Origin of the sequence: Woodsholea maritima DSM 17123 (assembly GCF_000382325.1) — a bacterium.
Taxonomy (GTDB): domain Bacteria; phylum Pseudomonadota; class Alphaproteobacteria; order Caulobacterales; family Maricaulaceae; genus Woodsholea; species Woodsholea maritima.
In genome coordinates this window covers 141,938-155,584 of the sequence record NZ_KB908058.1, presented here as the reverse complement: position 1 = coordinate 155,584, position 13,647 = coordinate 141,938, and the positions used below count along the sequence as shown (strand labels likewise).

The following is a 13,647-nucleotide window of genomic DNA, read 5'->3' as shown; positions in this document are numbered from 1 at the left end:
AGAACTTGGCTCACCCCGTCTGGCGTGGCCCCAAATCAAGTTTGGGGTGACAGGAGAGAAACCTAACTGCCCAGCTGGCGTGAGCGGCGTTCCGCCGCCGCCATGGCGTTGCGGATCTGGGTGGGAAGACCGCCCTCGCCCATCAATACATCCAAGGCGGCCTGAGTAGTGCCCCCCGGTGAGGTGACTTCACGGCGCAATTCCTGTGGTCCCTCTTCACGCAGGGCCATCAGCTGGGCCGCGCCTATCACCGTTTGCTTGGCGAGAGACCAGGCGGCCTCCTCGCTTAAACCTTCCGCCATACCCGCATTGGCCATGGCTTCAGTGAGCAAGAACACATAGGCCGGACCCGAACCCGCCAGCGCGGTGGCGACGCCCATCAAGCGCTCATCCTCCAACCAGGTGACAGACCCACCGGATTTAAACAGCGCTTCAGCACGTTTCACATAGTCAGGATTTTGCGCCGGTTCATTGGCGATCAAGCTGGTTGCACCGGCCCCCACAGAAATCGGCGTATTGGGCATGGCACGCACAATGGCGAAATTCTGGAAGGCCAAATTAAGCTGTCGCAAGGGCGTTCCCGCCGCGATTGAGACAATCAGCGCACGCGGATGGACCACGCTGGATAAACCGCGCACGGCCTCAATCACGATATGGGGTTTAACGGCAATGATGACACTATCAAGCTCTGCGCCCAGATCTGGCGTAATTCGCTCGACCCAGGTCAGGCCGGGGTGAGCCTCCACCAAAGCTTCGACATTGCCATTGCGCCGCGGGGCGACCAGCACCAGCTGATCGGCCTTGATTTTACCCCGCTTGGCGGTGAGCCAAGACGTGGCCAAAGCTGCACCCATTCGGCCTACGCCGATAAGCGCCAGCTTACCTTTAAATTTTGCCATAAATGTCAGTCAGTCTTAAGCTTCGCCGTGGGTTTCGAACATGGCCGCAGACACGGCCTCCTCCACGGATTTCCCGCCCCAGATCATATATTGGAAGGCCGGATAGAGACGCTCCCCCGCTTCGCGCGCCGCTCCGATCATGCCGATGGCCTGAGCCGGGGTGAAGCTTTCACCGCCGGGAAAGGCCAGCGCATGGCGGAACACGATCGAGCCATCCTCGGCCCAGACATCAAAATGGCCCAACCACAAGCGCTCATTAAAGCGGGTGGCCAGCTCGCACGCATCGCGGAAGCGCTTTTCAGGCACTTTCAGGTCCAGCGACGAACACATATGCAGGGCATTAAGGTCCGGGCGATAGGCAAACCACATCTGGTGGTCACGCCATTGACCAGGCACGGCCATGTGAACTTCCAGATCGTCACGCTCATAAGCATACTGCTCGGCGATGACAGCCTGTTCCACAGCCTCTAGGGGATCATTGATCAGATTCTCAAAGGTCTCTTGGAGATCCATTGGGTTAGCCCTCTACTGTCGCTGAAGCGACTCACCGCCTGACATACCGACGTTAGGCGGACCCGTTACGGCGCGCAAGTCGGTAAGAAGGGGGAAATTATAAAGATTATTTGTCAGTGGCCTTTGGCGCACTCTTGCGGGTTGTACTCGCCTTGGCGGGCTTGGCGCTTTGCGCTTCGAGCGCAGCTTTCAAGGCCGCAATCTCTTCGCGTTGCGCCTCGATCTGGGCCTTAATGGCGTCCAGCTCATCGCGGGTCACCAGGTCCATATTGGCCGCAACCTTCTCGGCCTGCGCGCGAAACACAGCCTGGGCTTCTTCCCCCGCGGCTTGGGCCGCACTGAAGGCATCAGACATCAGGTCTGCAAAATCAGCGAAAAATGGGTTGCGAGACTGCATGACAACACCGCTTGCTCTGCTATACAGCCTTCATATAGGCGCTTTAAGGGGGATGTGGCAACGCAACTCGGCGCCCGAAACTCATCCGCCCAAGGGGGAAGCGCATGGACTACTGCCAACCGACCTTCGATCTGATCAAGCCGATTCTCTTTACTTTCGGGCCTTTCGACCTGTTTGGCCATGAGATCAGCCTGCCGATTCGCTGGTATGCATTAGCCTATATTTTTGGCCTGGTGATTGCCTGGCAATATATGACGCAGCTGGCCAAACGCCCCGCTTTATGGAGTGTGTCGGACAAAAATGCCGGATCGCCCTACACCCCAGCCCATGCCGAGGATCTTTTCTTCTGGGGTATGATTGGCGTCATTGTCGGTGGGCGTTTGGGCTATGTGCTCTTCTATCAAACCAGTGCGATTTGGGAGCGCCCCGCCTGGATCATCACTGGGATTACCGAAGGCGGCATGTCTTTCCATGGCGGCTTTATTGGTGTGGCCACCGTATTGGTCTTGATGGCCCGGCGCCATTCCATCGCGCTATTACGCCTAACCGATGCGGCAGCCGTGGTGACGCCTGTGGGTCTGATGCTGGGCCGTCTGGCCAATTTCATCAATGGGGAGCTGTGGGGCCGTGCTGCGCCTGATCTGCCTTGGGCGATGCGCTTTGCTAGCGACCCTTATTGCCTGGAGCGTCACCCCAGCCAGCTCTATGAAGCCTTCGGCGAAGGCTTCTTGCTGCTGGTGATCCTTGGCGTTTTGACTTGGCGCTTTAAGGGGCTGGCCCGTCCGGGTCTGGCGACCGGGATTTTTGTCGCAGGCTATGGCCTGGTACGCGCCTTGCTGGAATTTGTGCGTGAGCCGGACAGCCATATGCCGGAATTCCTGCGCGAATATATCACAATGGGCATGGCGCTATCTCTGCCGATGATTGCGCTGGGCGCCTGGCTGATCTATCGCGCCTTGACGAATAAGCCGGTCGGGGCAAAAGACTAAGGGATGAACGAAGAGACCTATCCCGCCCTGGAAGAGGCCCGCGAAAAGCTGGCCCAGCGTATTGTGGACCGGATCACCCAAGAGGGCCCGGTCCCCATCCACCTTTATATGGCCGAAGCCCTGTTCGATCCGATGGGCGGGTTTTATGCCACCAAGGATCCACTCGGCGCGGGGGCGGATTTCATCACCGCGCCAGAAATCAGCCAGATGTTTGGCGAGCTGATCGGGCTATGGGTCTTGCAATGTTGGGATGATCTGGGCCGGCCTGATCCCTTTAACCTGATCGAGCTTGGGCCCGGTAAGGGCACGATGATGGCCGATGCCCTGCGCGCTGCGCGCATGATGCCCGACTTCCTGGCCGCAACGACTGTCACTTTGGTGGAGGCGAGCCCAGCCCTGAAAATGGTTCAAGGCCAAACCCTTTCAGGCTGTCACGTGCCGCTGAACTGGGCTGACAGCCTGGAAAAAGCCCCCCAAGGCCCCGCAATTATCCTGGGCAATGAGTTTCTCGATTGCTTGCCCATCCGCCAGGCTCTGCGCCATGAGGGTGCCTGGTATGAGCGCTGTATCGCGCTGGATCCGGCGAAAATAGGCAAGCTTGCCTTCTATCGCGGTCCGCAACTGGCCGAGCACGATATTGATCTGATCCCGGCCCCGCTGCGCGATGCGCCCGAGGGGAGTTTGGTGGAAATCCGCCCCGGCGATCATCAAGTGATCGAGGCCTTAAAGGCACGATTTGCACATAGCCCCGGACGCGCGCTGTTCATTGATTATGGCCCCTGCCGCAGTGAGGCTGGTGATAGCCTGCAGGCCCTACGCGCCCATGAAAAAGTCAGCCCGCTGGATCGTCCGGGCACGGCCGATTTAACCGCCCATGTCGACTTTGCTGAGCTCTCCCGCCTGGCCACATCGGCTGGGTTAGAGGTGCAAGGCCCTGTGGTTCAAGAACAATTCTTGAAAGCCTTAGGCATTGAAAGCCGTGCGGCGACCTTGATGGGCGCGGATGACGCCACGCGCGACATCGTCATTCGTCAGGCCTGGCGCTTGCTCGATCCCACTCAAATGGGCCATCTCTTCAAAGTCATTTCCCTCGCGGCACCGGGACTGAAACCGGCACCGGGATTTGGCGCAGATGATCTACACGCCTGAGACACAGACTTCTAACTTTGTCGTGGCTTTGATATGAGCCGCGCCAAACGACCTTCACGCTGACCAAGGAATGCCCCATGAAACTGATGTGCGGAAACGCCAATCGCGGCTTGGCAAAAGCGATCGCGGATTATCTGGATGCGCCCCTTTCCAATGTGGACATCGAACAGTTCAGCGATGGCGAGCTGTTCGTGCGCATTGATGAGAATATGCGCGGTCAGGATGCCTTCATCATCCAGCCGACCTCAAATCCGGCCAATGATCATTTGATGGAATTGCTGATCATGACCGATGCGCTATCGCGCGCCAGTGCACGGCGCATCACGGCCGTGATCCCCTATTTCGGGTATGCCCGTCAGGACCGCAAAACCGGCGGCCGTACGCCGATTACCGCCAAGCTGGTCGCCAATATGATCGCCAAGGCCGGGGTGCACCGGGTTTTGACCCTGGATCTCCATGCCGGTCAAATCCAAGGCTTCTTTGACATCCCCACGGACAATATGTTCGCCACCCCGGTGATCGAAAAAGATATTCGCGCCCATTACGATGTCGAAAATCTGCTGATCGTCTCGCCTGATGTCGGCGGTGTGGTGCGCGCGCGCTCTTTGGCGGCCCGCCTGGGCGCAGATATTGCCATCATCGACAAACGTCGTCCCAAAGCCGGGGTCTCTGAGGTGATGAATATCATCGGTGATGTTAAAGGGCGTCGCTGTATCATTTTTGATGACATCGTCGATTCGGGCGGCACGCTGTGTAACGCAGCCCAAGCCCTGATTGATGAAGGCGCAACCGAAGTTTCAGCCTATATCACCCATGGCGTGCTCTCTGGTAAGGCCGTTGAACGCATCAAGGCTTCGGTGATGAGAGAGCTGGTTGTGTGCGATTCCATTGACTTAAGCCAAAAACTGACCGCGGACTGCAATATCCGCACGGTCTCAGTCGCCCCCTTGCTGGGTGAGGCTATCCGCCGGATTGCCAATGATGAATCGGTCTCTAAACTGTTTGATTAGAGCCTATCAACTGTTCGAGCGCGGAAAGATACCATTGCCTTAGGCTTTGAGATAAGCTAATAGCCGCTGCTCGAATTAAAGCTATGACAGCTTTAATACGAACGCCGCCAAACGGCGGCGTTCGCTTTTGTAAAACAATGTTCGAAGGACCGAACCGATGAGCGATATCGTTCTTTCCGTCGATGTGCGCGAGACCACCGGCACCGGCGGTGCCCGCGCGGCGCGCCGTGACGGGTTAATTCCTGGCGTAATCTACGGCGGCCCACGCGGCTCTATCGCCATCAATTTGAAGCGTAACGAGCTGGTGAAGGCCATCAATTCTGGCAAATTCCTCTCTCACATGGTCACCATTGACCATAATGGCGAGAAACAGCCTGTAATTGCCCGCGACGTTCAATTCCACCCTGTTACGGATCAGCCTATGCACGTTGATCTGCTGCGCGTGGAAGAAGGCGAAATCATCTCTGTTGAGGTGGTTGTGCACTTTGCCAATGAAGAGAAATCTCCAGGCTTGAAGCGTGGCGGCGTGCTTAACGTCGTACGTCATACGGTTGAGCTTGATTGCCCAGCCGACAAAATCCCAGAAGAAATCGTTGTGGACCTCAGCGGCGCTGAAATCGGCGACACCATCCACATCTCTTCTGTGACATTGCCTGAAGGCACCGCGACCACGATCAAAGATCGTGACTTCACGGTCGCTACCATCCAAGGCTCTCGTGCAGCAACTGAAGCTGCCACGAGCGAGGAAGACGGCGAAGCCGAAGAATAAGGCGATTTGCTTTAAAACGGCCCGTGTCCTATGGATACGGGCCGTTTTTTTATGTCTGAAATGCACCCTCCACCTACGCTCAAAGGGGCCCTTATGAAGATCCTGGTTGGATTGGGAAATCCCGGCGATAAATATGCCCGCAATCGCCATAATGTCGGCTTTATGGCCCTGGATGTGATCGCGGATCATTATCGCTTAGGGCCTTGGCGCGCACGCTTTCAGGGTTTGACCTGCGAAGGGGCCATAGATACGCCCAAGGGCCGGGTCAAGGTGTTGCTGCTGAAGCCACAAACTTTTTATAACGATTCCGGCAATGCCGTGCGCGCCGCCGTCGATTTTTATAAATCCGGCGCTGAAGATGTGACGGTTTTCCATGACGAGCTGGACCTGACCCCGGGAAAGTTTCGCTTCAAACGAGGCGGCGGCCATGGCGGCAATAATGGTTTGCGCTCTACGATTGCCCATCTTGGCCCAGATATTCAGCGCGGGCGTATCGGGATCGGTCATCCCGGCGATAAGAATAAAGTCACCGGCCATGTCTTGAGCGATTTTGCCAAGGCCGAGGAACCCTGGCGCGATGATCTTCTTGATGCGATTGCGCGCGCCATCCCGCTTTTGCTGGACGGCGATGTCGATCAGTTTCAGACCAAGGTGACCCATCTGGCCCCGGCCCCCGATGCCCCCTTGCAACGCAATGCCAAGGCGCGCGAGGCGGACTAGGCCCGCCAAATGCAGCCCCAGACTTCCTTCCCCGCTCCATTGCCCCTATAGGCTGGAGCCAGCTTTCCAACGACACACGCGCCAGCGGCGCGCGGCACAGATCAGGACGACGATTATGGGTTTTAAATGCGGTATTGTGGGCCTTCCCAATGTGGGTAAATCGACCCTGTTCAACGCGCTGACCCAGACGGCCGCGGCCCAGGCGGCCAATTATCCCTTCTGTACGATTGAGCCTAATGTGGGCGATGTCGCCGTGCCCGAACCGCGCCTGTTTGAAATTGCCAAAATCGCCGGGTCAAAAGAAATCGTACCCGCGCGCATGAATTTCGTCGACATTGCGGGTCTGGTCGCCGGGGCCTCCAAGGGCGAAGGTCTGGGCAATCAATTCCTGGCCAATATTCGCGAGACCGATGCGGTTCTTTATGTGCTGCGCTGTTTCGAAGACGATGACATCACCCACGTCAACGGCAAGGTTGATCCGCTGGCCGATTTCGAAACCGTCGAGACCGAGCTGATGCTGGCCGATATGGAAAGCCTGGAAAAACGCCGCACCAATACCGAGAAGAAAGCCAAGACCGGCGATAAAGACGCGAAGGCCACTTTGACCTTGATTGATCTGGCGCTGGAGCAATTGCGCGAAGGTCGCCCCGCGCGTAAAGCCGATGTGCCTGAGGATCTGGTGCGCGAATGGCGCATGCTGCAATTATTGACCACCAAGCCCGTCATGTTCATCGCTAATGTCGATGAAGAGAGCGCAGCCACCGGCAATGCGTTCTCTAAACAGGTTGACGAGCGGGCGAAGGAAGAAGGCGCGATCAGCGTCACGATTTCAGCCAAGATCGAGTCTGAGCTGGCCCTGCTCGATGATGAAGAGCGCAGCGAATATCTCGGTGAATTGGGCCTGGAAGAGCCCGGCCTAAGCCGTTTGATCCGCGCAGGCTATGAATTGTTGGGCCTTCAAACCTATTTCACCGCCGGTCCCAAAGAGGCCCGCGCCTGGACCATTCGCAAGGGCTGGAAAGCCCCCCAAGCCGCCGGCGTCATCCATGGCGATTTCGAGCGCGGCTTCATCCGCGCTGAAACCACCGCCTATAACGATTTCGTCGCGCTAAACGGTGAAGCCGGTGCGCGCGAAGCCGGTAAGCTACGCCAAGAGGGCAAGGAATATATCGTCCAGGACGGCGATGTGATGCTGTTTAAATTCAACGTCTAATCAGCACGGCAATTCATAGTAACGCTGTAGCGCCTCTTGCGCGACCAGACGCGGTGCATCGGGCTTGTCTTGCGCTGGCCCGATGATATCGCCGCTGAAAAAGCGCACCCCGCGCTCCCTCGCCTGTTCCATCGTCAATAAATTGTGGGTGCGTGTCATATAGGATTGCGCGCCAAATTGCGCGGCCTTGGTGGTGAGGACTTTGACAAAGCTGTCCTCCTCTTTGGTAAAGCCATTGATGAAGCGCGGATTAGGCTGGTGAAAGCCAAAAATCTTCACCCCGCAGCCTTCAAATTGTTCCGCTTTATTCTTACCCAGGGCGAGATGGGCCAAAACGGCCGCGACCTTGCCATGCAGACAGCGAAACACCTCCTGACAGCGGCTCATCGGGGCACCGGGCGGGGTGTCATTGACGCGCACATAGAGGTATTTGCGCATACGTTCTGGAATTTTTCCCAGCATTTCAATATATTCGATCCGCGTATCACGCCCGGCCAAAACATCATAATGTGCAGAAATGGAAATCGAGCATTTCGCGCCCGTCTCCCACACTTTTTTGAAGCCCAGCGCCGCGCTCATCAAAACCTGCTTATCCAGATCAAACATAAATTTCAGCTCGGTATGACCCATTAAAGTCTCACTGCCATAGAGATTGCGATCACCATCTTCACGCTGAGCCTCGCAAAAATAAGTGCCTATTAATTGCTTATGAGAATCCCACACCGGCAAGAACACGATCTTTCGGCTCTCGCGCAGTTCAGTTTCCATGTCGTAATCGTCAAGATCAGGCAATAAGGCACTGGCGGGGTGTTCTTCGTGACCCTTTTCAATTTCCGTATCCGGCGGGTTGAAAGCCCCAAGCAATTCTTGTAATCCCCGCGCATCCAAGGTGACAGCTTTGGAGACAATACCCAAACTATTCAATATCTCATCGCCCAGATAAAAGGCGTTAAGTGCCATGGATATGCCTTGGGTGCGCGCGTCGGCTTCATCGGCACGTACAGGATCATAAATCACCATAAACGCATCGGCGCAGCGCAACACCATGTCACCGGGTAACAAGCGTTTTTCAATGAATGCCTCACTGACATCCATCACACGCTGCTTAACCTTGGACCAGCGCCCGCCGGCCTTGGCCTTGATCAGGTCTAGATTGATGATTTGAAATTGTCCTAATGATAAGTCCTTACTTTCACGCAAGCGGCGCTCAAGTTCATTAAGGACAAATCCAGACCAGGACATGGATATCACTTCCCCTATCATTATAAGAATAGAGGTAAAATCATCGGTCATTCGGCTTAACCGATCCTTCCCCATCCGCGTGAGGGCCGTGATGATCCATAAACCCTTTACAGGTCTGGGTCTTGAATGGCGGCGGTCCCGGCTTTATGTGCGTATGAACCCGCCTATGGGTGGATTCTAAGTCCTTGCCAAAGCACTGGCGGGATCTTTGGTTATCTTTTTATTCTCTTGAATTAAGGCGTTTAGCCCCGTGTCCAAAGTCTCTACCCCTTCACCCCAACGTCCGGTGAAAACCCTGGCGCTATGGGAACTTATTGCGCTGACCGCCGCCTTTATGGCGATGAATGCGCTCTCTATTGATATCGTTCTGCCCGCTTTAAAAACTATTGGCGATACGATTGGGGCCAGTGAGCATCAGCGCCCCTTGATGATTACCGCCTATATCTTTGGTTTTGGCATTTCCCAGCTGTTTTACGGCCCGATTGCCGATGCCGTGGGCCGGCGCGCCACCTTGCTCGTCTCCCTGGTCGGGTATTTGATCGCGACCCTTTTGTGTTTCATGGTCCATGATCTGACCTGGATGCTGGTTGCGCGCGCCCTTCAGGGTGTCGCCTCAGCCGGGACGCGAGTGATCGCCATGGCCGTGATCCGCGACAGCGTATCGGGCCGCAAAATGGCGCAAGTTTTCTCCATCGCTATGACGGTATTCATGGCCGCGCCGATCCTGGCCCCCAGCATCGGCCAAGGCATTTTATTCATCGCCGATTGGCATTGGATTTTCATCGCCCTCTTCATCGCGGGTGCGGGCCTGCTCGTCTGGTCCTATTTCCGCTTGCCTGAAACGCGCGCCGTAGAAGACCGCACGCCCCTCTCCTTAGGCTCCGCGCTTAAAGGCTATTGGATCGTGATGCAGAACCGGATCACATTGGGCTATCTGTTGGCGAGCTGCTTTGTCTTTGGCTCGCTGTTCTCTTTCATCTCTCTGGCCGATCAGATGCTGGGCGAGAAATATCATCTGGGTGCACGTTTTCCGCTGGCCTTCGCCGGGATTGCCCTGGGCCTGATGGTGACCAATATCCTTAATGCCAAGCTGGTCGAGCGTGTGGGCATGCGCCGCCTGTCCCATGGGGCCTTGGTCGGCTTTATCGTCATCAATCTCAGCGTCACTTTATGGACCTTCACCCTGGGCGAGCCCCCCTTCTGGGTCTTCTATGCCGGGATTGCAGGCACTTTGATGATGTTCGGCCTCTTAGGAGCCAATTTCTCCGCCCTGGTGATGGAGCCTGCGGGCCATCATGCCGGTACAGCGGCGGCGCTTTTCGGCTCCGCCACAGCGGTCGCCGGGGCCGCCATCGGGTCTATTATTGGCGCGCTCTATAATGGCTCGGTGCTGCCCTTCGTGACCGGGCAAGTGATTATGGGTGTTGCTGCGATCATATTAGTCCTCTGGACCGAGCGTGGGCGGTTATTTGGTGAAGGCGTTTATGAAGCCGTGCAAAAGGATGAGGCGGCTTAAAAACTGACAATCAAACCTGTCATCCCGGCCTTGAGCCGGGACCTATTGAGCGTGATGGCTATGTTTATGGATCCCGGATCTCGCTAAAGCTCGTCCGGGAACCCGCTTAGAGTTAGACCTTTACGCGGCCCCGGACTTGATCCGGGGTCCAAAACCGCCCCCTCCTCCGGCCTTTCAGGCCACCTCCCCCGCTACGCAGGGGAGGACAGGTCTCATACCTGTCACCCCAAACTTGATTTGGGGTCCATGCCGGACGGGGTGAACCTGGTTCTGGTCAATCAGATTTTAGGCCCAAGCTCACGGCATGGATGCCAGATCAAGTCTGGCATGACATATTCAAACCCAAAGGGTTCGCATGTGCCCCTACGCGCCCGCAGCTAAAACCCTACTGTCATCCCGGGCAAGCGTGAGCGCGACCCGGGATCTATTGAGTTTGCCCTTGTGGGACATAGATCCCCGATCAAGTCGGGGATGACAGTTTAATTCTTTCAACTTTGTGGCCGATGCAAAGCGTCTGGTGCCATTAGAAGCAGCCTTAAAACTCTTCCGTGGTCAGGCTTTCTTCAGTGAAGCCGCCATCAACGCGCCAGCCTGCGCCCTCACCTTGAGCGAGCAACTCACTCAGCCATGGTAACAGCGTCACCAAATCGTCTTCCAAGGTGTAGGGCGGGTTGACGATAAACACCCCAGCGCCAGCCAGCCGGCCTTCGCTTTCCAGATCACGCACCCATAGATCCGCGCGCAGAACCTTCTCCGGCAGGACTTGTTTCTCGGCGATCAGCCATTCTGCAAAGCCGACATCAAAGCGCTCCTGCGCCCATAAATCCTTCAAAGGTCGCCAGAAAATGAAGGTGCCCGTGGGCCAGGCCTCAAAGGCTTTGATCGCGGCCTCGGCCATATGGGCCATTTCATCGCGATGCTCAAATGGGGGATCGACCAGCACCACGCCGCGCTTTTCCCGCGGCGGTAAAATTTTCGGCAAAGCCTTATAGCCATCGCGCTTTTCCACCTTGATCCGGGCGTCTTTGGCAAAGCGCGCATCCAGGGTTTTGGCGTCCGCCTCATGCAGTTCGCACAAATGCGCGCGGTCAATATCACGCATCATCGCCGCCGCCAGACCGGGTGAGCCCGGATAATGGCTCAGCTCAGCGCCTTTATTGAGGCTTTTCACCGCGTCGAGATAAGGGCGCAGCACGCTCTTGGGGCCTTTGGGAATCGTCGTTTGCGCCACCAGGCGCGCAATGCCGTCGCGCCATTCAGGGCTGCGTTGGGCTTCATCCCCGCTCAGGTCATAAACCCCAATGCCAGAATGGCTGTCGATATAACGAAAGGCCTGAGGTTTTTTCTTCAAATGCTCAAAACACAAGCTCAAGACAACATGCTTTAGAATGTCGGCAAAATTGCCCGCGTGAAAGGCATGACGGTAATTCATAGACGCTCCAGATCCTTCAGGGTCGGCAAAATTTCAGCTCGCGCTTATGACGTGTTTGAGCCGGTTTGCCCAAGACTTTCTTACACACACTTTTGCGCGCACCCAAACCTTACAGAAGTTTGAGTTCGCAATTTCAAAAACACCCGTTAAGGTTTGCACTAATGTTATAGCATACGGGGAGTGAGACATGTCAGCTTTACGCCAAATCCTGGCGGCCGGGGCCATCGCGCTTTTTGGCCTGACCGGAGCGCGGGCTCAAGACGGCGCATCCAACGCCTATGAGCCGCACATCTATGAAACCACAGGTCAAATCACCGTCGGTGGTGAGCGCGTGCGCTATCGTGTCAAGGCCGGTGAAACCGTTTTGAAAAATGATGAGGGCGATGAAAGTGCAGTCATTTTCGCAACCACCTATATCCGCTCTGATGTGACCGATCCGGCCCGTCCGGTGGCCTTCATCTTCAATGGGGGTCCGGGCTCTGCCTCGCTCTGGCTGCATATGGGTGTGTTCGGGCCTAAGCGGGTTATCCTGCCCAGTGATCCGGCCGATGATGGCGCAGCACCCTTCACCATCGCAGAAAATTCGCTGTCGATTCTGGATGTTGCCGATCTGGTCTTTATCGATCCCGTTGGCACCGGGTGGAGCCGCACCATCAATGAGGGCGATACTGCCGATTATTGGGGCGTGCAAGAAGATGCCCGCTCGCTGGCAGAATTTATTCGCCTGTGGCTGACCGAAAACAAGCGCTGGAACTCGCCGAAATATCTCTTGGGCGAAAGCTATGGCACCACCCGGATCGCCGCCCTGTTAGGCCAGCTGGAAGGGGGATGGAATGATATTGCCATCAATGGCGTTGGTCTCATCTCTGTGGTGTTGAACTTCGGACTGGATGCCACCGATCCGGGTAATGATATCGGCTATGTCGGCTTGATGCCCGGTTATGCGGCGACCGCCTGGTATCATGACAAGGTCAATAAGGCCCAGTGGAACAATAACTTCAACGCCTTCCTGGATGATGCGCGCGCCTTTGCGGTCAATGATTACCTGCCCGCCTTGGTCCATGGCGTAACTTTGAGTGACGCCGATCAGCGCCAGATCGCTGCGCGCCTCTCCGCCTTTACTGGGCTCAGCCAGGCTTATATCGAGGGATCGAACCTGCGCGTGCCTTTGTTCCGCTTCATGCGTGAACTGCGCCGTGATGAGCGCTTGTCCGTGGGCCGTTTGGATAGCCGCTTCACCGGGCCAGAGCCCGATGGCGTCCAAGATAGCGCCAGCAATGACCCCTCCGCCGCCGGGATTGATGCGGCCTATACCGGGGCGATGCTCGACTATTTCACCCGCGAGATCGGGGTCGATATGACCGAGCGATATAATACGCTGTCAGGCTCGGTCTTTGCCGGTTGGAACCAGGATGGCGGTCAGGCCGGCGGGCGCGGGCGCTATGTCAATGTTGCGCCCATGTTACAAGATGCCATGCGCCAGAACCATGATCTGCGCGTTTTGGCGGCCAATGGCTATTATGATTTGGCCACGCCCTTCTTTGCCACCGAAATGCTGTTCAACCAGCCCTATTATGATCAGGACCGCGTAACCCTGACCTATTATGAAGCCGGGCATATGATGTATCTGCACCAGCCCTCAATCGAGGCGCTGTCGCGCGATATTCGTGACTTCATCGTCGCTGGACAATAAAGCCGATACACCCCTCCCCCGCTCGCGGGGGAGGGGTAAATCCGGCCACTGGCCCGCAAGCGCGAACGCCCTCAAGTAGGCGACAGCCGTTAGGGCATTGAAGAA

General features: G+C 56.5%; 13 protein-coding genes. 8 read left to right on the top strand and 5 right to left on the bottom strand.

Going from position 1 to position 13,647, the window contains the following annotated elements; all coding sequences use genetic code 11:
* Positions 1-62: 62 nt before the first annotated feature.
* The 3 genes from proC to H151_RS0108875 all read right to left on the bottom strand — a co-directional run bounded on the left by proC (position 63) and on the right by H151_RS0108875 (position 1,809).
* On the bottom strand, positions 63-899 hold the full coding sequence (gene proC, locus H151_RS0108885) for a pyrroline-5-carboxylate reductase (RefSeq protein ID WP_019961310.1): 837 nt from the start codon (positions 897-899) through the stop codon (positions 63-65).
* Positions 900-914: 15 nt separating this feature from the next.
* Positions 915-1,412 (bottom strand): type III secretion system chaperone family protein, encoded by a 498-nt coding sequence (locus tag H151_RS0108880; protein WP_019961309.1) that lies wholly within the window; start codon positions 1,410-1,412, stop codon positions 915-917.
* Between the two features lie 106 nt (positions 1,413-1,518).
* Positions 1,519-1,809 (bottom strand): accessory factor UbiK family protein, encoded by a 291-nt coding sequence (locus H151_RS0108875; RefSeq protein ID WP_019961308.1) that lies wholly within the window; start codon positions 1,807-1,809, stop codon positions 1,519-1,521.
* 104 nt (positions 1,810-1,913) lie between these two features.
* Between H151_RS0108875 and lgt the strand changes: the two genes are divergently transcribed.
* The 6 genes from lgt to ychF all read left to right on the top strand — a co-directional run bounded on the left by lgt (position 1,914) and on the right by ychF (position 7,659).
* Positions 1,914-2,798, top strand: a complete 885-nt coding sequence (gene lgt, locus H151_RS0108870) for a prolipoprotein diacylglyceryl transferase (protein WP_019961307.1) — start codon at positions 1,914-1,916, stop codon at positions 2,796-2,798.
* Positions 2,799-2,801: 3 nt separating this feature from the next.
* A complete protein-coding gene (locus tag H151_RS0108865) occupies positions 2,802-3,947 on the top strand; it encodes a class I SAM-dependent methyltransferase (protein ID WP_019961306.1) in 1,146 nt (381 codons plus the stop codon).
* A gap of 77 nt (positions 3,948-4,024) precedes the next feature.
* On the top strand, positions 4,025-4,957 hold the full coding sequence (locus tag H151_RS0108860) for a ribose-phosphate pyrophosphokinase (RefSeq protein ID WP_019961305.1): 933 nt from the start codon (positions 4,025-4,027) through the stop codon (positions 4,955-4,957).
* A 157-nt stretch (positions 4,958-5,114) separates the two neighbouring features.
* Complete coding sequence (locus tag H151_RS16005; protein ID WP_019961304.1) at positions 5,115-5,726, top strand: 50S ribosomal protein L25/general stress protein Ctc; 612 nt, start codon at positions 5,115-5,117, stop codon at positions 5,724-5,726.
* A 93-nt stretch (positions 5,727-5,819) separates the two neighbouring features.
* A complete protein-coding gene (gene pth / locus H151_RS0108850) occupies positions 5,820-6,446 on the top strand; it encodes an aminoacyl-tRNA hydrolase (RefSeq protein ID WP_026353930.1) in 627 nt (208 codons plus the stop codon).
* A gap of 115 nt (positions 6,447-6,561) precedes the next feature.
* On the top strand, positions 6,562-7,659 hold the full coding sequence (ychF, locus tag H151_RS0108845; protein WP_019961302.1) for a redox-regulated ATPase YchF: 1,098 nt from the start codon (positions 6,562-6,564) through the stop codon (positions 7,657-7,659).
* Here ychF and H151_RS0108840 read toward each other — a convergent pair whose 3' ends face one another.
* Positions 7,660-8,901, bottom strand: coding sequence for a hypothetical protein (locus H151_RS0108840; RefSeq protein WP_019961301.1), 1,242 nt, complete (start codon positions 8,899-8,901; stop codon positions 7,660-7,662). It abuts the gene before it with no gap.
* 250 nt (positions 8,902-9,151) lie between these two features.
* On the opposite strand from H151_RS0108840, the gene H151_RS0108830 reads away from it, so the two are divergent.
* Positions 9,152-10,417: a multidrug effflux MFS transporter gene (locus tag H151_RS0108830; protein WP_019961300.1), complete on the top strand. Its 1,266-nt coding sequence runs from the start codon at positions 9,152-9,154 to the stop codon at positions 10,415-10,417.
* Between the two features lie 535 nt (positions 10,418-10,952).
* Here the strand turns inward: H151_RS0108830 and H151_RS0108825 are convergent.
* Positions 10,953-11,849, bottom strand: coding sequence for a 23S rRNA (adenine(2030)-N(6))-methyltransferase RlmJ (locus tag H151_RS0108825; protein WP_019961299.1), 897 nt, complete (start codon positions 11,847-11,849; stop codon positions 10,953-10,955).
* 187 nt (positions 11,850-12,036) lie between these two features.
* Between H151_RS0108825 and H151_RS0108820 the strand changes: the two genes are divergently transcribed.
* On the top strand, positions 12,037-13,542 hold the full coding sequence (locus H151_RS0108820; RefSeq protein ID WP_019961298.1) for a S10 family peptidase: 1,506 nt from the start codon (positions 12,037-12,039) through the stop codon (positions 13,540-13,542).
* The last annotated feature ends 105 nt before the right edge of the window (positions 13,543-13,647 follow it).